Origin of the sequence: Brenneria sp. L4-2C, from assembly GCF_040240335.1 — a bacterium.
GTDB lineage: Bacteria > Pseudomonadota > Gammaproteobacteria > Enterobacterales > Enterobacteriaceae > Brenneria.
In genome coordinates this window covers 1-14,619 of record NZ_JBEIAC010000031.1, presented here as the reverse complement: position 1 = coordinate 14,619, position 14,619 = coordinate 1, and the positions used below count along the sequence as shown (strand labels likewise).

The 14,619-nt window shown below is 50.1% G+C and carries 30 protein-coding genes; all 30 read right to left on the bottom strand.

The window, feature by feature from the left end:
• Positions 1 to 30 precede the first annotated feature (30 nt).
• Positions 31 to 1,020, bottom strand: a complete 990-nt coding sequence (locus ABRZ26_RS23690) for a DNA-directed RNA polymerase subunit alpha (RefSeq protein ID WP_048637257.1) — start codon at positions 1,018 to 1,020, stop codon at positions 31 to 33.
• A gap of 25 nt (positions 1,021 to 1,045) precedes the next feature.
• Positions 1,046 to 1,666: a 30S ribosomal protein S4 gene (rpsD, locus tag ABRZ26_RS23685; RefSeq protein ID WP_319606528.1), complete on the bottom strand. Its 621-nt coding sequence runs from the start codon at positions 1,664 to 1,666 to the stop codon at positions 1,046 to 1,048.
• 30 nt (positions 1,667 to 1,696) lie between these two features.
• The gene (rpsK, locus tag ABRZ26_RS23680; protein ID WP_002919257.1) at positions 1,697 to 2,086 is read right to left on the bottom strand and encodes a 30S ribosomal protein S11; all 390 of its coding nucleotides are present in this window, start codon (positions 2,084 to 2,086) and stop codon (positions 1,697 to 1,699) included.
• 16 nt (positions 2,087 to 2,102) lie between these two features.
• The gene (gene rpsM, locus ABRZ26_RS23675) at positions 2,103 to 2,459 is read right to left on the bottom strand and encodes a 30S ribosomal protein S13 (protein WP_150437818.1); all 357 of its coding nucleotides are present in this window, start codon (positions 2,457 to 2,459) and stop codon (positions 2,103 to 2,105) included.
• Between the two features lie 146 nt (positions 2,460 to 2,605).
• Positions 2,606 to 2,722, bottom strand: a complete 117-nt coding sequence (gene rpmJ, locus ABRZ26_RS23670; protein ID WP_002227352.1) for a 50S ribosomal protein L36 — start codon at positions 2,720 to 2,722, stop codon at positions 2,606 to 2,608.
• A 33-nt stretch (positions 2,723 to 2,755) separates the two neighbouring features.
• Positions 2,756 to 4,087, bottom strand: a complete 1,332-nt coding sequence (gene secY / locus ABRZ26_RS23665) for a preprotein translocase subunit SecY (RefSeq protein WP_048637254.1) — start codon at positions 4,085 to 4,087, stop codon at positions 2,756 to 2,758.
• A 7-nt stretch (positions 4,088 to 4,094) separates the two neighbouring features.
• Positions 4,095 to 4,529, bottom strand: coding sequence for a 50S ribosomal protein L15 (gene rplO / locus ABRZ26_RS23660; protein WP_319606527.1), 435 nt, complete (start codon positions 4,527 to 4,529; stop codon positions 4,095 to 4,097).
• A gap of 3 nt (positions 4,530 to 4,532) precedes the next feature.
• Positions 4,533 to 4,712, bottom strand: a complete 180-nt coding sequence (gene rpmD / locus ABRZ26_RS23655) for a 50S ribosomal protein L30 (protein ID WP_004846568.1) — start codon at positions 4,710 to 4,712, stop codon at positions 4,533 to 4,535.
• Positions 4,713 to 4,718: 6 nt separating this feature from the next.
• Positions 4,719 to 5,219, bottom strand: coding sequence for a 30S ribosomal protein S5 (rpsE, locus tag ABRZ26_RS23650; protein WP_005970257.1), 501 nt, complete (start codon positions 5,217 to 5,219; stop codon positions 4,719 to 4,721).
• Between the two features lie 14 nt (positions 5,220 to 5,233).
• On the bottom strand, positions 5,234 to 5,587 hold the full coding sequence (gene rplR, locus ABRZ26_RS23645) for a 50S ribosomal protein L18 (protein ID WP_009111214.1): 354 nt from the start codon (positions 5,585 to 5,587) through the stop codon (positions 5,234 to 5,236).
• 9 nt (positions 5,588 to 5,596) lie between these two features.
• Positions 5,597 to 6,130 carry a 50S ribosomal protein L6 gene (rplF, locus tag ABRZ26_RS23640; RefSeq protein WP_319606526.1) on the bottom strand — a complete coding sequence of 178 codons (534 nt, stop codon included), beginning with the start codon at positions 6,128 to 6,130 and terminating at the stop codon, positions 5,597 to 5,599.
• 13 nt (positions 6,131 to 6,143) lie between these two features.
• Positions 6,144 to 6,536, bottom strand: coding sequence for a 30S ribosomal protein S8 (gene rpsH / locus ABRZ26_RS23635; RefSeq protein WP_109491456.1), 393 nt, complete (start codon positions 6,534 to 6,536; stop codon positions 6,144 to 6,146).
• Positions 6,537 to 6,569: 33 nt separating this feature from the next.
• Positions 6,570 to 6,875: a 30S ribosomal protein S14 gene (rpsN, locus tag ABRZ26_RS23630; protein ID WP_109491455.1), complete on the bottom strand. Its 306-nt coding sequence runs from the start codon at positions 6,873 to 6,875 to the stop codon at positions 6,570 to 6,572.
• A gap of 13 nt (positions 6,876 to 6,888) precedes the next feature.
• Positions 6,889 to 7,428, bottom strand: a complete 540-nt coding sequence (gene rplE / locus ABRZ26_RS23625; protein WP_319606525.1) for a 50S ribosomal protein L5 — start codon at positions 7,426 to 7,428, stop codon at positions 6,889 to 6,891.
• Between the two features lie 14 nt (positions 7,429 to 7,442).
• The gene (gene rplX / locus ABRZ26_RS23620) at positions 7,443 to 7,757 is read right to left on the bottom strand and encodes a 50S ribosomal protein L24 (RefSeq protein WP_319606524.1); all 315 of its coding nucleotides are present in this window, start codon (positions 7,755 to 7,757) and stop codon (positions 7,443 to 7,445) included.
• A 10-nt stretch (positions 7,758 to 7,767) separates the two neighbouring features.
• Positions 7,768 to 8,139, bottom strand: a complete 372-nt coding sequence (rplN, locus tag ABRZ26_RS23615) for a 50S ribosomal protein L14 (protein ID WP_000613954.1) — start codon at positions 8,137 to 8,139, stop codon at positions 7,768 to 7,770.
• Positions 8,140 to 8,306: 167 nt separating this feature from the next.
• Complete coding sequence (gene rpsQ, locus ABRZ26_RS23610) at positions 8,307 to 8,561, bottom strand: 30S ribosomal protein S17 (RefSeq protein WP_009111210.1); 255 nt, start codon at positions 8,559 to 8,561, stop codon at positions 8,307 to 8,309.
• Entirely contained in the window at positions 8,561 to 8,752 is a 192-nt protein-coding gene (gene rpmC / locus ABRZ26_RS23605) for a 50S ribosomal protein L29 (protein ID WP_048637248.1), read from the bottom strand. Before rpmC ends, rpsQ begins: the two co-directional genes overlap by 1 nt.
• Positions 8,752 to 9,162, bottom strand: a complete 411-nt coding sequence (gene rplP / locus ABRZ26_RS23600; protein ID WP_009111208.1) for a 50S ribosomal protein L16 — start codon at positions 9,160 to 9,162, stop codon at positions 8,752 to 8,754. The genes rpmC and rplP overlap by 1 nt, the downstream gene beginning before the upstream one ends.
• A 12-nt stretch (positions 9,163 to 9,174) precedes the next feature.
• Positions 9,175 to 9,876: a 30S ribosomal protein S3 gene (rpsC, locus tag ABRZ26_RS23595; protein ID WP_005970274.1), complete on the bottom strand. Its 702-nt coding sequence runs from the start codon at positions 9,874 to 9,876 to the stop codon at positions 9,175 to 9,177.
• A gap of 17 nt (positions 9,877 to 9,893) precedes the next feature.
• Positions 9,894 to 10,226 (bottom strand): 50S ribosomal protein L22, encoded by a 333-nt coding sequence (gene rplV, locus ABRZ26_RS23590; RefSeq protein ID WP_012764045.1) that lies wholly within the window; start codon positions 10,224 to 10,226, stop codon positions 9,894 to 9,896.
• A gap of 14 nt (positions 10,227 to 10,240) precedes the next feature.
• Positions 10,241 to 10,519 carry a 30S ribosomal protein S19 gene (rpsS, locus tag ABRZ26_RS23585; RefSeq protein WP_004929772.1) on the bottom strand — a complete coding sequence of 93 codons (279 nt, stop codon included), beginning with the start codon at positions 10,517 to 10,519 and terminating at the stop codon, positions 10,241 to 10,243.
• A 16-nt stretch (positions 10,520 to 10,535) separates the two neighbouring features.
• On the bottom strand, positions 10,536 to 11,357 hold the full coding sequence (gene rplB / locus ABRZ26_RS23580) for a 50S ribosomal protein L2 (protein WP_319606523.1): 822 nt from the start codon (positions 11,355 to 11,357) through the stop codon (positions 10,536 to 10,538).
• A 19-nt stretch (positions 11,358 to 11,376) separates the two neighbouring features.
• Entirely contained in the window at positions 11,377 to 11,679 is a 303-nt protein-coding gene (rplW, locus tag ABRZ26_RS23575; RefSeq protein ID WP_009111205.1) for a 50S ribosomal protein L23, read from the bottom strand.
• Positions 11,676 to 12,281, bottom strand: coding sequence for a 50S ribosomal protein L4 (rplD, locus tag ABRZ26_RS23570; RefSeq protein ID WP_208229548.1), 606 nt, complete (start codon positions 12,279 to 12,281; stop codon positions 11,676 to 11,678). Before rplD ends, rplW begins: the two co-directional genes overlap by 4 nt.
• A 10-nt stretch (positions 12,282 to 12,291) precedes the next feature.
• Complete coding sequence (gene rplC / locus ABRZ26_RS23565; RefSeq protein ID WP_319606522.1) at positions 12,292 to 12,921, bottom strand: 50S ribosomal protein L3; 630 nt, start codon at positions 12,919 to 12,921, stop codon at positions 12,292 to 12,294.
• 32 nt (positions 12,922 to 12,953) lie between these two features.
• A complete protein-coding gene (gene rpsJ, locus ABRZ26_RS23560) occupies positions 12,954 to 13,265 on the bottom strand; it encodes a 30S ribosomal protein S10 (RefSeq protein ID WP_001181005.1) in 312 nt (103 codons plus the stop codon).
• 291 nt (positions 13,266 to 13,556) lie between these two features.
• A complete protein-coding gene (gene bfr / locus ABRZ26_RS23555; protein WP_319606521.1) occupies positions 13,557 to 14,033 on the bottom strand; it encodes a bacterioferritin in 477 nt (158 codons plus the stop codon).
• A 71-nt stretch (positions 14,034 to 14,104) separates the two neighbouring features.
• Entirely contained in the window at positions 14,105 to 14,299 is a 195-nt protein-coding gene (bfd, locus tag ABRZ26_RS23550) for a bacterioferritin-associated ferredoxin (protein WP_319606542.1), read from the bottom strand.
• Positions 14,300 to 14,502: 203 nt separating this feature from the next.
• Positions 14,503 to 14,619 (bottom strand): EF-Tu C-terminal domain-related protein (locus tag ABRZ26_RS23545; protein WP_199379605.1); only part of this gene is annotated, 117 nt, incomplete at its 5' end.

Here is a 14,619-nt window from a genome sequence, read left to right as displayed (position 1 = left end):
TTCTCAGTAAAACCTTAACCTGTGATCTGGTTACTCATCAGCAATGCTTGCCGGCGGCCAGTTTTCCAGGCGCATGCCCAGAGACAAACCACGTGAAGCCAGCACATCTTTAATCTCAGTAAGAGATTTTTTACCCAGGTTAGGCGTTTTCAACAGCTCAACCTCGGTACGCTGTACCAGATCACCGATGTAGTGGATAGCTTCTGCCTTGAGGCAGTTAGCAGAGCGGACAGTCAATTCCAGATCGTCAACAGGGCGCAGCAAGATCGGATCGAACTCTGGTTTTTCTTCTTTAACTTCTGGTTGACGTACGTCACGCAGGTCAACAAAAGCTTCAAGTTGTTCAGCCAGAATGGTGGCCGCTCGGCGGATCGCCTCTTCAGGATCGATCGTGCCGTTGGTTTCCATTTCGATGACCAGCTTGTCCAGGTCAGTACGCTGTTCTACACGTGCTGCTTCAACATTGTAGGCAATTCGCTCTACAGGGCTGTAGCAGGCATCGACTAACAGGCGACCAATCGGGCGCTCATCTTCTTCCGTATGAATACGGGCAGATGCCGGCACATAACCACGGCCACGCTGAACTTTAATACGCATGCTGATAGCCGCGTTTTCATCGGTCAGATGGCAGATCAAGTGCTGTGGCTTGACGATTTCGACATCGCCGTCATGGACGATGTCGGCTGCAGTCACAGGGCCAATGCCAGATTTATTCAGGGTAAGAATAACTTCATCTTTGCCTTGAACTCTCACCGCCAGCCCTTTCAGGTTGAGCAGGATTTCCAGGATGTCTTCCTGTACGCCTTCTTTGGTGCTGTACTCATGCAGTACACCATCAATCTCAACCTCGGTCACCGCGCAACCTGGCATGGATGAAAGCAGAATACGGCGCAGTGCGTTGCCAAGAGTATGGCCGAAGCCCCGCTCTAACGGCTCAAGGGTCACCTTGGCGTGCGTCGAACTGACTTGCTCGATATCAACCAGGCGCGGTTTTAGAAACTCTGTCACAGAACCCTGCATTGTGTCCTCTCTTTGGTACTAAGCTTTACTTGGAGTAAAGCTCGACGATCAGGTGTTCATTAATGTCCGCAGACAGATCGGTACGTTCAGGAATACGTTTGAACACACCTTCCATCTTGGCAGCATCAACTTCCAGCCAAGTTGGCTTTTCACGCTGTTCAGCCAGCTCCAGAGCGGCTTTAACGCGAGATTGCTTTTTAGCTTTCTCACGGATGCTGACTACGTCATTCGGGGATACCTGATAAGAAGCGATGTTAACAACGCGACCGTTTACCATGATAGCTTTGTGGCTAACCAACTGACGCGCTTCAGCACGAGTGGCGCCAAATCCCATACGATAAACAACGTTATCCAGACGGCCTTCCAGCAGTTGTAACAGGTTTGCACCCGTGTTGCCTTTCAGACGCGCTGCTTCTTTATAATAGTTACGGAACTGGCGTTCCAGCACACCGTAGATACGGCGAACTTTTTGCTTTTCACGCAACTGTACACCATAGTCAGACAGACGCGGTTTACGCGCACCATGCTGACCAGGAGCTTGTTCAATCTTACACTTGGAATCGATCGCACGAACACCAGACTTCAGAAACAGGTCGGTGCCTTCACGACGGCTCAGCTTGAGCTTAGGACCCAAATATCTTGCCATTTTCTTTCTCCAACAATCCTAAAAGCAGCGTTATACGCGACGCTTTTTCGGCGGACGACAACCGTTATGAGGGATCGGAGTCACATCAGTAATATTAGTGATGCGGAAACCAGCCGCGTTCAATGCGCGGATAGTTGACTCACGGCCCGGACCAGGTCCTTTAACCATAACTTCCAGGTTCTTGATACCGTACTCTTTCACTGCTTCAGCACAGCGCTCTGCTGCTACCTGAGCGGCGAACGGAGTGGATTTACGAGAACCACGGAAACCGGAACCACCGGCAGTTGCCCAACCCAGCGCATTACCCTGACGATCGGTAATAGTTACGATGGTGTTGTTGAAAGAAGCATGGATATGAGCCACACCGTCAGAGACTTGCTTTCTTACACGCTTACGTGCACGAATAGGTGCCTTTGCCATTATTCAATCACCCCGATTATTTCTTGATCGGTTTGCGCGGACCCTTACGGGTACGGGCGTTAGTCTTGGTACGCTGACCGCGAACCGGCAGACCACGACGATGACGCAAACCACGATAAGTACCAAGGTCCATAAGACGTTTGATGCTCAGGGTAACTTCACGACGCAGATCGCCTTCGACAACAAACTTGGCAACTTCGTCACGCAGCTTATCGATTTGCTCTTCAGACAGCTCACTGATCTTAACATTTTCGGCGATTCCCGAAGCAGCGCAAATAGCCTGCGAACGAGTCTTGCCGATACCATAGATCGACGTTAACGCGATAACGGTATGTTTATGATCAGGAATGTTAATGCCTGCTATACGGGCCACTATGCACTCCTACAATTTTATACAGCAATACCATTCTGAAAAGCCCGTTTTCAGGATACTCAAATAGTATTGCAGTTACAGACAAAAGATTGGCTGGCTAATCTAGCCAGCTCAACCCAACTTTGCAAGAAAAATATGCGAGATAATCAGCCTTGACGCTGTTTATGCTTCGGTTCGGCACTGCAGATCACGCGAACGACACCGTTACGCTTAACGATTTTGCAGTTACGACATAATTTCTTGACGGAAGCACGAACTTTCATTTTTACTCTCCGTAACTTCTCAAGCTCACCCGATTAACGGTTATAGCCTTTCAGGTTTGCTTTCTTCAATGCAGACTCATACTGACTCGACATCATCAGAGTTTGCACTTGAGCCATAAAGTCCATGATGACCACAACAACGATCAATAATGACGTGCCGCCAAAATAGAAAGGCACTTTCATTGCATCACGCATGAACTCCGGGATCAGGCAGATGAAAGTAATATACATCGCCCCTACCAAGGTAAGGCGGGTCATTACTTTATCGATATATTTCGCCGTTTGCTCTCCCGGACGAATTCCTGGCACGAATGCACCGGACTTCTTCAGGTTATCTGCTGTTTCACGAGGGTTGAATACCAACGCAGTGTAGAAGAAACAGAAGAAGATGATTGCAGTCGCATAGAGTAACACATAAAGCGGTTGTCCAGGCTGCAAATACATCGAAATTGTAGTCAGCCAGTTCCAACCGGTACCACCCCCGAACCAGGATGCAATCGTAGCCGGGAACAGAATAATGCTGGAAGCGAAGATAGCCGGGATAACCCCCGCCATATTCACTTTCAACGGCAAATGCGTACTCTGTGCTGCATAAACGCGACGACCTTGTTGACGCTTGGCATAGTTGACGACGATACGACGCTGACCACGCTCAATGAAAACAACGAAGAAGGTTACTGCAAACACTAAAACTGCAACCAACAGCAACAGGAGGAAGTGCAGGTCGCCTTGCCGCGCTTGCTCGATGGTATGGCCAATGGCCGGCGGTAATCCCGCAACAATACCAGCGAAGATTATAATCGAAATACCGTTGCCGATACCTCGTTCCGTAATCTGTTCACCCAGCCACATCAGGAACATTGTCCCGGTGACCAGACTCACAACAGCGGTAAAGTAGAAGGCAAAGCCCGGATTTAACACCAGGCCCTGCATCCCAGGCATATTCGGCAGACCGGTAGCAATACCGATCGACTGGAATATGGCCAATACCAGAGTACCGTAGCGGGTATACTGACTAATCTTGCGACGGCCAGCCTCCCCTTCTTTCTTTATTTCCGCCAACGCCGGATGAACCACCGTCAACAACTGGATAATAATCGATGCCGAAATGTACGGCATGATACCCAGGGCAAAGATAGAAGCACGGCTGAGTGCACCACCAGAGAACATGTTAAACATTTCAATGATGGTGCCTCGCTGTTGCTCAAGCAATTTGGCAAGCACAGTGGCATCAATACCAGGAATCGGAATAAAAGAGCCAATACGGAAAACAATCAGCGCACCGATAACAAACAAAAGTCTGCGCTTCAGTTCACCAACTCCGCCTTTAGCACTTTGAAAATCTAATCCTGGTTGTTTGGCCATCTGCTACTTATTCCTCAATTTTACCGCCAGCAGCTTCGATAGCAGCACGAGCACCTTTAGTGACACGCAGACCACGAATCGTTACCGGACGAGCAACTTCACCAGACAGAATCACTTTCGCAAATTCGATCTGAACGCCAATAACATTAGCGGCTTTCAGCGTATTCAGGTCAACGGTGTCGCCTTCCACTTTAGCCAGGTCAGACAGACGAATCTCTGCCGTAACCATTGCTTTGCGAGAAGTAAAACCGAATTTCGGCAGGCGACGGTATAAAGGCATCTGACCGCCTTCGAAACCGCGACGCACGCCGCCGCCAGAACGCGAGTTCTGACCTTTGACACCACGTCCGCCGGTTTTACCCAGGCCGGAACCGATACCACGACCTACACGCTTCGCAGCATGTTTGGCGCCTTCGGCCGGAGACAGAGTATTCAAACGCATCTGTTACTCCTCCACTTTAACCATATAGGAAACCGCGTTGACCATACCGCGCACCGCAGGAGTATCCTCGCGTTCAACAGTATGACCAATACGACGCAGACCCAGGCCAAGCAGCGTTGCCTTATGTTTCGGCAGACGACCGATTGCACTACGGGTTTGAGTTATTTTAATAGTCTTTGCCATGGTTAATTACCCCAGAATTTCTTCAACGGATTTACCACGCTTGGCAGCGACCATTTCCGGGGACTTCATGTTGGCCAGGCCATCAATCGTTGCACGAACCACGTTAATCGGGTTAGTGGAACCATAGGCTTTAGCCAATACGTTGTGTACCCCTGCGACTTCCAAAACGGCGCGCATTGCACCGCCGGCAATAATACCGGTACCTTCGGAAGCCGGCTGCATGAACACACGAGAACCCGTGTGAGCACCTTTAACCGGGTGCTGCAGGGTGCCGTTGTTCAGCGCGACATTCATCATATTGCGACGGGCTTTTTCCATCGCTTTCTGGATCGCTGCCGGAACTTCGCGTGCTTTACCGTAGCCAAAACCAACGCGACCGTTGCCATCACCCACTACAGTCAGTGCGGTGAAGCTGAAAATACGGCCACCTTTAACGGTTTTAGATACGCGATTTACCGCGATCAGCTTTTCCTGCAGTTCGCCAGCTTGTTTCTCGATGTGAGCCATCTTACACCTCTACCTTAGAACTGAAGGCCAGCTTCACGGGCAGCATCTGCCAGTGCCTGGACTCGACCATGATATTGGAAACCGGAACGGTCAAAGGATACGTCTTTAATCCCTTTTTCCAATGCGCGTTCAGCAATAGCTTTACCTACTGCGATAGCTGCATCTTTATTACCGGTATACTTCAGTTGTTCAGCGATAGCTTTTTCTACAGTAGAAGCGGCTACCAGGACTTCAGAACCGTTCGGTGCGATGACCTGCGCATAAATATGGCGCGGGGTACGATGTACCACCAGACGCGTCGCACCCAGTTCCTGGAGTTTGCGGCGTGCGCGGGTCGCACGACGGATACGAGCTGCTTTCTTATCCATAGTGTTACCTTACTTCTTCTTAGCCTCTTTGGTACGCACGACTTCGTCGGCGTAACGGACACCCTTGCCTTTGTAAGGCTCAGGACGACGGTAGGCGCGTATTTCCGCGGCAACCTGACCGATAACCTGCTTATCAGCGCCTTTCAGCACGATTTCAGTCTGGGTCGGGCATTCTGCAGTAATACCTGCCGGCAGCGCGTGGTCAACCGGGTGAGAGAACCCAAGAGACAGGTTCACTACGTTGCCTTTTACGGCAGCACGATAACCAACACCGACCAGCTGCAGCTTCTTGGTGAAGCCTTCGGTAACACCGATAACCATTGAGTTCAACAGAGCACGAGTGGTACCCGCTTGGGCCCATCCGTCAACAAAACCTTCGCGCGGAGCGAAAGTCAGAGCGTTGTCAGCTTGTTTAACTTCAACAGCATCATGGATCTTACGACTCAGCTCGCCGTTTTTACCCTTAATCGAAATAACCTGACCGTTGAGTTTTACCTCTACGCCGGCAGGAATGACGACGGGTGCTTTTGCAACACGAGACATTCTTTCCTCCCGATTAAGCTACGTAGCAGATAATCTCGCCACCAAGACCAGCCTGGCGAGCTGCACGATCAGTCATAACACCTTTAGAGGTAGAAACAACTGCGATACCCAAACCGGCCATAACTTTCGGCAGCTCATCTTTTCTTTTATAGATGCGCAGACCTGGACGGCTTACTCGCTGAATGCTTTCTACCACTGCCTTGCCCTGGAAATATTTAAGTTCTAATTCCAGAACCGGCTTGGCGTCGCCTTCGATTTTAAAATCTTCAATGTAACCTTCTTCCTTCAGCACGTTGGCGATTGCCACTTTCAGCTTGGAGGAAGGCATGGTGACCGCAACTTTGTTCGCGGCTTGACCGTTACGGATACGGGTCAGCATATCCGCGATCGGATCTTGCATGCTCATCTGTCTTTACTCCCGTGATTCAATTGGTGACAATTACCAGCTAGCCTTTTTCAGACCCGGAATTTCACCGCGCATAGCGGCTTCACGGACCTTGATACGGCTCAACCCGAACTTCCGCAGGAAAGCATGCGGACGACCAGTTTGACGGCAGCGGTTACGCTGACGAGACGGGCTGGAATCACGCGGCAGAGTCTGCAGCTTAAGAACTGCATCCCAACGTTCTTCGTCGGAAGAGTTCACACCAGAGATAATAGCTTTCAATTCCTCGCGTTTAGCGCGGTATTTATCAGCCAGTTTCACGCGAACGACTTCGCGTGCTTTCATGGATTGCTTAGCCATTAGTAACCCTACCTTACTTGCGGAATGGGAAGTTAAAGGCGGCCAACAGCGCACGGCCTTCATCATCGGATTTCGCAGTAGTGGTAATGGTAATATCCAAACCACGAACGCGATCGACCTTGTCATAGTCGATTTCCGGGAAGATGATCTGCTCACGCACACCCATGCTGTAGTTACCACGACCATCGAATGACTTGGCGGACAGGCCACGGAAGTCACGGATACGCGGTACAGCAATGGAAATCAGTCGCTCAAGGAACTCCCACATGCGTTCGCCACGCAGAGTTACTTTACAGCCGATCGGATAGCCCTGGCGGATTTTGAAGCCTGCAACAGATTTGCGTGCTTTGGTGATCAACGGTTTTTGACCGGAGATTGCTGCCAGATCAGCTGCTGCGTTATCCAGCAGTTTCTTGTCAGCGATCGCTTCACCAACACCCATGTTCAGGGTGATCTTCTCGACCCGAGGGACTTGCATGACAGAATTGTAGTTAAACTGTTCAACCAGTTTTTTAACTACTTCGTCTTTGTAGTAATCATGCAGTTTCGCCATCGTACTACTCCAAATTACTTGATAGTTTCGCTATTAGATTTAAAGAAACGGACTTTTTTGCCGTCTTCGAATCTAAAGCCTACACGGTCAGCCTTACCAGTTGCCGTATTGAAGATTGCAACGTTGGAAACCTGAATTGCAGCTTCTTTTTCAACGATGCCGCCCGGTTGGTTCAGGGCCGGAACCGGCTTCTGATGTTTTTTAACCAGGTTGATACCTTCAACAATGACCTTACTAGCAGACAGGACATTTTTTACTTTACCGCGCTTACCTTTATCTTTGCCGGTTAGCACGATAACTTCGTCATCACGACGGATTTTCGCTGCCATGATTCGCTCCTTAGAGTACTTCTGGTGCCAGAGAGATAATTTTCATGAACTTCTCATTACGCAGTTCACGAGTTACCGGCCCAAAAATACGCGTGCCGATGGGCTGTTCGCTGTTATTGTTCAGAATAACGCAAGCATTACCATCGAAGCGAATGACAGAACCGTCCGGGCGACGAACACCCTTCTTGGTGCGCACCACTACCGCCTTCAGCACATCGCCTTTCTTCACCTTACCGCGAGGAATTGCTTCCTTGATGGTAATTTTGATGATGTCGCCGACGCCTGCGTAGCGACGGTGCGAGCCACCTAGAACCTTGATACACATTACGCGACGTGCACCGGAGTTATCGGCCACATTCAGCATAGTCTGTTCTTGGATCATTTTAGTGCTCCGCTAATGTCAACTACTACTTTAGGACCCATGATAGGCCATTAAAATGCCCCATAATTAAGGGCGCAGCATTATAACACCGCTTCCTGAATATGGGTAGAAAAAATAAACGGCTCAATTACTGAGCCGTTTATCATATCGAGAAGAGCGTTACTGTATTACAGAATCGCTTTCTCTACAACGCGAACAAGCGTCCAAGACTTGGTTTTGGACAGCGGACGGCATTCGCGGATTTCAACCACGTCGCCGGTACCGCATTCATTGTTCTCGTCATGTACGTGCAGCTTAGTCGTACGTTTAATGAACTTACCGTAAAGCGGGTGTTTCACGAAACGTTCGATGGCGACGACGATGGATTTCTCCATTTTGTCGCTAACGACGCGGCCTTGCAGAGTACGGATTTTATCGGTCATTACGCACCCGCCTTCTCAGTCAGTAAAGTCTTAACACGTGCAACATTACGACGCACTTGTTTCAACAGGTGAGTTTGTTGCAGCTGGCCACTTGCCGCCTGCATGCGCAAATTGAATTGTTCGCGCAGCAGTTCGAGCAGCTCGGTGTTCAGCTCTTCAACGCTCTTTTCACGCAGCTCTTGTGCTTTCATTACATCACCGTCTTAGTTACAAAGGTGGTTTTAATCGGCAGTTTCGCTGCTGCCAGTTGGAATGCCTCACGGGCCAACTCTTCCGGCACACCGTCCATTTCGTACAGGACTTTACCTGGCTGAATCAAGGCAACCCAATACTCAACGTTACCTTTACCTTTACCCATACGCACTTCAAGCGGTTTTTCGGTGATCGGTTTGTCCGGGAATACACGGATCCAGATCTTACCTTGACGCTTAACGGCGCGGGTCATGGCACGACGTGCAGCTTCGATTTGACGAGCAGTCAGGCGACCGCGGCCAACAGCTTTCAGACCGAAAGTGCCGAAGCTAACATCCGTACCTGCTGCCAGACCACGGTTGCGGCCTTTGTGCATCTTACGGAATTTTGTACGCTTTGGTTGTAACATCAGCGACTCTCCTTACTTGCGGCCTTTACGCTGCTGCTTTTTAGGTTGAGCAGCCGGTTTTTCCGGTTGTTCAACGGCAGCCATACCACCCAGGATCTCACCTTTGAAGATCCACACTTTCACACCGATAACACCATAAGTGGTGTGCGCTTCGGAAGTGTTGTAGTCGATATCCGCACGCAGGGTGTGCAACGGAACGCGACCTTCACGGTACCATTCGGTACGCGCGATTTCAGCGCCGCCAAGACGGCCGCTTACTTCAACTTTGATCCCTTTAGCGCCCAGACGCATGGCGTTCTGTACGGCACGCTTCATAGCACGACGGAACATCACGCGACGTTCCAGCTGAGAAGTGATGCTGTCGGCAACCAGTTTTGCGTCCAGTTCAGGCTTACGAACTTCTGCGATGTTGATTTGCGCAGGTACGCCGGCGATATCCGCTACGACTTTGCGCAGTTTTTCAACATCTTCACCTTTTTTACCGATAACGATACCCGGGCGAGCAGTGTGAATGGTTACACGAATGCTTTTAGCCGGACGTTCGATAACGATACGAGAAACGGAAGCTTTTTCCAGTTCCTTCGTCAGGTATTTACGAACTTTAAAGTCGCTGTCCAGGTTGTCAGCGAATTCTTTGGTATTCGCATACCAGGTAGAGTTCCAAGGTTTGACAATACCCAGTCGAATACCATTAGGATGTACTTTCTGACCCATTGCTAGTCTCCAGAGTCTCAGCGATCGGACACAACCACAGTGATGTGGCTGGTACGCTTCAGGATGCGATCCGCACGGCCTTTAGCACGCGGCATAATGCGCTTCATGCTCGGGCCTTCGTCTACGAAGATTTTCGCGACTTTCAGATCATCAATGTCAGCGCCATCGTTGTGCTCTGCGTTAGCAATGGCAGACTCTAGTACTTTTTTAACCAGACCAGCAGCTTTCTTGTTGGTATAGGTCAGAATATCCAGAGCTTGCGACACTTTCTTACCGCGGATAAGGTCAGCCACCAGGCGTACCTTTTGAGCAGAAGAACGAGCGTGGCGATGTTTAGCGATAGTTTCCATCTCTTCCTCCTACCTTAGCGCTTCTTGGCCTTTTTGTCGGCCGCATGGCCGCGATAAGTACGAGTCGGCGCGAATTCACCCAGTTTGTGACCGACCATTTCATCGGAAACAAACACCGGAACGTGCTGACGACCATTATGGACAGCGATGGTCAAACCGATCATGTTTGGAAAGATCGTTGAACGACGGGACCAAGTGCGCAAAGGCTTCTTGTCACCGCTTTCCACCGCTTTCTCTACCTTCTTCAGCAAGTGCAGGTCAATAAATGGACCTTTCTTGAGAGAACGTGGCATGGTTTATCCTCTAAAATTATTTAGTACGGCGACGTACGATAAACTTATCAGTACGCTTGTTGCTGCGGGTCTTCTTACCTTTGGTCTGTACGCCCCACGGGGATACCGGGTGCTTACCAAAGTTACGACCTTCACCACCACCGTGCGGGTGGTCTACCGGGTTCATCGCCGTACCGCGAACGGTAGGACGAACACCACGCCAGCGAGCAGCACCAGCTTTACCCAGAACGCGCAGCATATGCTCCGCATTGCCTACTTCGCCCAGCGTTGCGCGGCAGTCGGATTCGACTTTACGCATTTCGCCGGAACGCAGACGCAGGGTCACGTAAGATCCGTCACGCGCAACGATCTGAACGTAAGCACCGGCAGAGCGAGCCAGCTGGCCGCCTTTGCCTGGTTTTAATTCTACGTTATGAACCGTTGAACCAACCGGGATGTTACGCATCGGCAGGGTGTTGCCTGCTTTGATCGCAGCATCAACGCCAGATTGAATCTGGTCGCCAGCTTTCAGGCCTTTCGGCGCCAGGATATAACGACGTTCGCCGTCTTTGTACAGAACCAGCGCGATGTTCGCGGAACGGTTCGGATCATACTCCAGACGCTCAACAACAGCAGGAATACCATCTTTGTTGCGTTTAAAGTCAACCAGACGATATTGCTGTTTGTGACCACCACCGATGTGACGGGTAGTGATGCGGCCATTGTTGTTACGGCCACCGGATTTGCTGTTCTTTTCCAGCAACGGGGCATAAGGTTTGCCCTTGTGCAGCTCAGGGTTAACCACTTTAACAACGTGGCGACGACCCGGAGATGTCGGTTTACATTTAACAATTGCCATTGTTCTTTACTCCTCCGACTTACTCTGCGCCGCCGATGAAGTCCAGATTCTGGCCTTCTTTCAGGGTGACGTAAGCTTTTTTCCAGTCGCTACGACGACCGATACGCTGTCCATGACGTTTCACTTTTCCTTTAACTACCAGGGTGCGAACATCATTGACTTCGACTTCAAACAGTTTCTGCACAGCAGCTTTGATTTCTGCTTTGGTCGCGTCTTTAGCAACTTTGAGCACGATGGTGTTGTTCTTTTCCATCGCTGTAGACGCTTTTTCAGAAACGTGCGGCGCGCGCAAAACTTTCAGCAGACGTTCTTCACGGATCATGCGAGCATCTCCTCAACTTGCTTAACAGCTTCAGCAGTCATGACGACTTTGTCGAAGGCGATCAAGCTAACTGGATCGATACCGGCGACATCACGCACATCAACCTTGTACAGGTTGCGCGCGGCCAGGAACAGATTTTCATCCAGTTCGCTGGTGATGATCAGTACGTCTTCCAGCGCCATGTCTTTCAGTTTCTGTGCCAGCAGCTTGGTTTTCGGCGCTTCAACAGAGAACTTTTCGACAACGATCAGACGATCTTGACGTACCAGTTCGGACAGAATGCTTTTCAGCGCGCCGCGGTACATCTTTTTGTTAACTTTCTGACTGTGATCCTGAGGCTTGGCAGCGAAGGTCACACCACCGGAACGCCAGATCGGGCTCTTGATAGAACCTGAACGCGCACGGCCTGTACCTTTCTGACGCCACGGTTTTTTACCGGAACCAGTTACTTCAGCACGGGTCTTCTGAGCGCGAGTACCTTGACGGGCACCTGCTGCATAAGCAACAACAACCTGGTGTACCAGCGCTTCGTTGAAATCACGACCGAAGGTAGTTTCGGAAACAGTCAGCGCGCTTTGCGCGTCTTTCAATACTAATTCCATTGCTATCTCCTCACGCCTTCACAGCTGGTTTAACGATCAGGTCGCCGCCGGTTGCACCCGGAACAGCACCCTTAACCAGCAGCAGGTTGCGCTCAGCGTCAACACGCACTACGTCCAGGCTCTGAACGGTTACACGTTCGTTACCCAGTTGGCCTGCCATTTTCTTGCCTTTGAACACTTTGCCCGGAGTCTGGTTCTGACCGATAGAACCCGGAACGCGGTGAGACAAGGAGTTGCCGTGGGTAGCATCCTGAGTGCGGAAGTTCCAGCGCTTAACCGTGCCGGCAAAACCTTTACCTTTGGATGTACCAGTAACGTCAACTTTTTTAACGTCTGCGAAAATTTCAACGCTAATGCTTTGACCTACGGTGAACTCTTCGCCTTCGGAAAGACGGAATTCACGCAGAACACGGCCAGCTTCTACGCCAGCTTTAGCAAAGTGGCCCGCTTCTGGTTTGGTAACGCGGTTTGCTTTTTTAGCACCGGTAGTTACCTGTACAGCGCGGTAACCGTCGTCAGCCAGGTCTTTAACCTGAGTTACGCGGTTTGCTTCAATTTCGATAACGGTTACAGGGATAGAAACGCCATCTTCAGTGAAGATACGGGTCATGCCCACTTTTTTACCGACTAAACCAATCATTGTTTCAACCTCTCAATCGCTCAATGACCTGATTAACCCAGGCTGATCTGCACGTCTACACCGGCAGCCAGATCCAGACGCATCAGAGCATCAACGGTTTTCTCGGTTGGCTCAACGATGTCAACCAGACGCTTGTGAGTGCGAATCTCGTACTGATCGCGCGCATCTTTATTGACGTGCGGAGAGATCAGAACGGTAAAGCGCTCTTTGCGGGTCGGCAGCGGGATCGGACCACGGACTTGCGCACCAGTGCGCTTGGCAGTCTCGACGATTTCCGCAGTTGATTGATCGATCAGACGATGATCAAACGCTTTCAGGCGGATACGGATTCTTTGGTTCTGCATGAGACCAGAGCTCCAATTATTTATAAACGTAAATAATTACTCCTCACACCCATTTCGATTGATGGGGGAGTGTAATCGTCAGTACATAACCCCCATATCGGGAGTATTGTTTTGGCTAATGGCTAAACTAGCCCTCTGATTGAGTAAAAATCAGACTCGCCTTAGTTTTGACGAGCTCGCGCATTATACGCAAATTGACGCAGGAAGCAACAAATAGGATGAAATGATTTAATATGGCGGCCGGAACGTGGTGCTTGCGGCCGCTACGCAACGAATACATCAAAGTAGCGCTTATTGCTCTTCCCTAAGCTGACTTTGCAGGTAATTTTGTATGCCAAGACGGGCGACCAGATCCAGCTCGGTCTCCAGCCAATCAATATGCCCTTCTTCATCAGCCAGAATGTCTATCAATAGGTCCCTGCTGACATAATCCTGCACGGAATCCGCATAGGCGATGGCTTCGCGTAAATCCCGGGCACCGTCCAGTTCAAGTTGCAGGTCGGAACGCAAGATCTCTTCAACATCCTCGCCGATATTCAGCTTGCCTAAATCTTGCAGATTGGGAATACCTTCGAGAAACAGGATTCGTTCAATGTAGCGATCGGCGTGTTTCATTTCGTCAATCGACTCATGATACTCGTGATCGTTGAGACGGGTTAAACCCCAGTTTTTAAACATCCGGGCATGCAGGAAATATTGGTTGATCGCGACCAACTCATTCCCCAATAACTTGTTCAGATAGGTAATGACTTTTTTATCGCCTTTCATGACACGCTCCTCCGTTCCAGTTCTTAAAGTGTAGAACCGGTAAACAGAGAGTCAAAAAAAGACCTTACATTTTATGCTACATCATATATATCAGTCAGTTGCACTCGCTCATCTTCAAAGATATCCCTCGCCTGACGAATACACTTGCCGCAGTCCGTGCCAATCGGAATCAACTTACGCAGTTGCTGCATAGACTGGGGCTGATATTGGCGAACGGCTTTGCGGATCGCTTTATCAGAAACGGCGTTACACAAACAAACATACATACCAAAGCAACTCATTTTATGCCGGCCGGCCGGCCGATAATGCTCAGGGCCGCCGCAGGCGGTGCTTAAAACCGCTCCCAGCGATTTTTCAATCAATCCTCACATTGTAAATAGGAATTATTTTTATTTCAATTCACATTAATGACTACAGACGTAAAAAAAGGCACCGAAGTGCCTTTTTCATGCTTTTAGTTTATCAGCGATTAAGCGATAACTTTAGCAACAACGCCCGCGCCAACGGTACGACCGCCTTCACGGATAGCGAAACGCAGACCGTCATCCATTGCGATCGGCGCAATCAGGTTAACAACCATCTTGAT

Bases quoted from the DNA above. Each gene is read 5' to 3' on its own strand.
- rpsD (WP_319606528.1), bottom strand. From the start codon at position 1,666: ATGGCAAGATATTTGGGTCCTAAGCTCAAGCTGAGCCGTCGTGAAGGC.
- secY (WP_048637254.1), bottom strand. From the start codon at position 4,087: ATGGCCAAACAACCAGGATTAGATTTTCAAAGTGCTAAAGGCGGAGTT.
- rplO (WP_319606527.1), bottom strand. From the start codon at position 4,529: ATGCGTTTGAATACTCTGTCTCCGGCCGAAGGCGCCAAACATGCTGCG.
- rplX (WP_319606524.1), bottom strand. From the start codon at position 7,757: ATGGCAGCGAAAATCCGTCGTGATGACGAAGTTATCGTGCTAACCGGC.
- rpsS (WP_004929772.1), bottom strand. From the start codon at position 10,519: ATGCCACGTTCTCTCAAGAAAGGTCCATTTATTGACCTGCACTTGCTG.
- ABRZ26_RS23690 (WP_048637257.1), bottom strand. From the start codon at position 1,020: ATGCAGGGTTCTGTGACAGAGTTTCTAAAACCGCGCCTGGTTGATATC.
- rpsQ (WP_009111210.1), bottom strand. From the start codon at position 8,561: ATGACCGATAAAATCCGTACTCTGCAAGGCCGCGTCGTTAGCGACAAA.
- rpsK (WP_002919257.1), bottom strand. From the start codon at position 2,086: ATGGCAAAGGCACCTATTCGTGCACGTAAGCGTGTAAGAAAGCAAGTC.
- rplR (WP_009111214.1), bottom strand. From the start codon at position 5,587: ATGGATAAGAAAGCAGCTCGTATCCGTCGTGCGACCCGCGCACGCCGC.
- rplB (WP_319606523.1), bottom strand. From the start codon at position 11,357: ATGGCAATTGTTAAATGTAAACCGACATCTCCGGGTCGTCGCCACGTT.
- rplF (WP_319606526.1), bottom strand. From the start codon at position 6,130: ATGTCTCGTGTTGCAAAAGCACCCGTCGTCATTCCTGCCGGCGTAGAG.
- bfd (WP_319606542.1), bottom strand. From the start codon at position 14,299: ATGTATGTTTGTTTGTGTAACGCCGTTTCTGATAAAGCGATCCGCAAA.
- rpsH (WP_109491456.1), bottom strand. From the start codon at position 6,536: ATGAGCATGCAAGATCCGATCGCGGATATGCTGACCCGTATCCGTAAC.
- rpmD (WP_004846568.1), bottom strand. From the start codon at position 4,712: ATGGCAAAGACTATTAAAATAACTCAAACCCGTAGTGCAATCGGTCGT.
- rpsJ (WP_001181005.1), bottom strand. From the start codon at position 13,265: ATGCAGAACCAAAGAATCCGTATCCGCCTGAAAGCGTTTGATCATCGT.
- rpmC (WP_048637248.1), bottom strand. From the start codon at position 8,752: ATGAAAGCACAAGAGCTGCGTGAAAAGAGCGTTGAAGAGCTGAACACC.
- rplN (WP_000613954.1), bottom strand. From the start codon at position 8,139: ATGATCCAAGAACAGACTATGCTGAATGTGGCCGATAACTCCGGTGCA.
- rpsN (WP_109491455.1), bottom strand. From the start codon at position 6,875: ATGGCTAAGCAATCCATGAAAGCACGCGAAGTCGTTCGCGTGAAACTG.
- rplW (WP_009111205.1), bottom strand. From the start codon at position 11,679: ATGATCCGTGAAGAACGTCTGCTGAAAGTTTTGCGCGCGCCGCACGTT.
- rplV (WP_012764045.1), bottom strand. From the start codon at position 10,226: ATGGAAACTATCGCTAAACATCGCCACGCTCGTTCTTCTGCTCAAAAG.
- rplD (WP_208229548.1), bottom strand. From the start codon at position 12,281: ATGGAATTAGTATTGAAAGACGCGCAAAGCGCGCTGACTGTTTCCGAA.
- rplP (WP_009111208.1), bottom strand. From the start codon at position 9,162: ATGTTACAACCAAAGCGTACAAAATTCCGTAAGATGCACAAAGGCCGC.
- rplE (WP_319606525.1), bottom strand. From the start codon at position 7,428: ATGGCGAAACTGCATGATTACTACAAAGACGAAGTAGTTAAAAAACTG.
- bfr (WP_319606521.1), bottom strand. From the start codon at position 14,033: ATGAAAGGCGATAAAAAAGTCATTACCTATCTGAACAAGTTATTGGGG.
- rplC (WP_319606522.1), bottom strand. From the start codon at position 12,921: ATGATTGGTTTAGTCGGTAAAAAAGTGGGCATGACCCGTATCTTCACT.
- rpsC (WP_005970274.1), bottom strand. From the start codon at position 9,876: ATGGGTCAGAAAGTACATCCTAATGGTATTCGACTGGGTATTGTCAAA.
- rpmJ (WP_002227352.1), bottom strand. From the start codon at position 2,722: ATGAAAGTTCGTGCTTCCGTCAAGAAATTATGTCGTAACTGCAAAATC.
- rpsE (WP_005970257.1), bottom strand. From the start codon at position 5,219: ATGGCTCACATCGAGAAACAAGCTGGCGAACTGCAGGAAAAGCTGATC.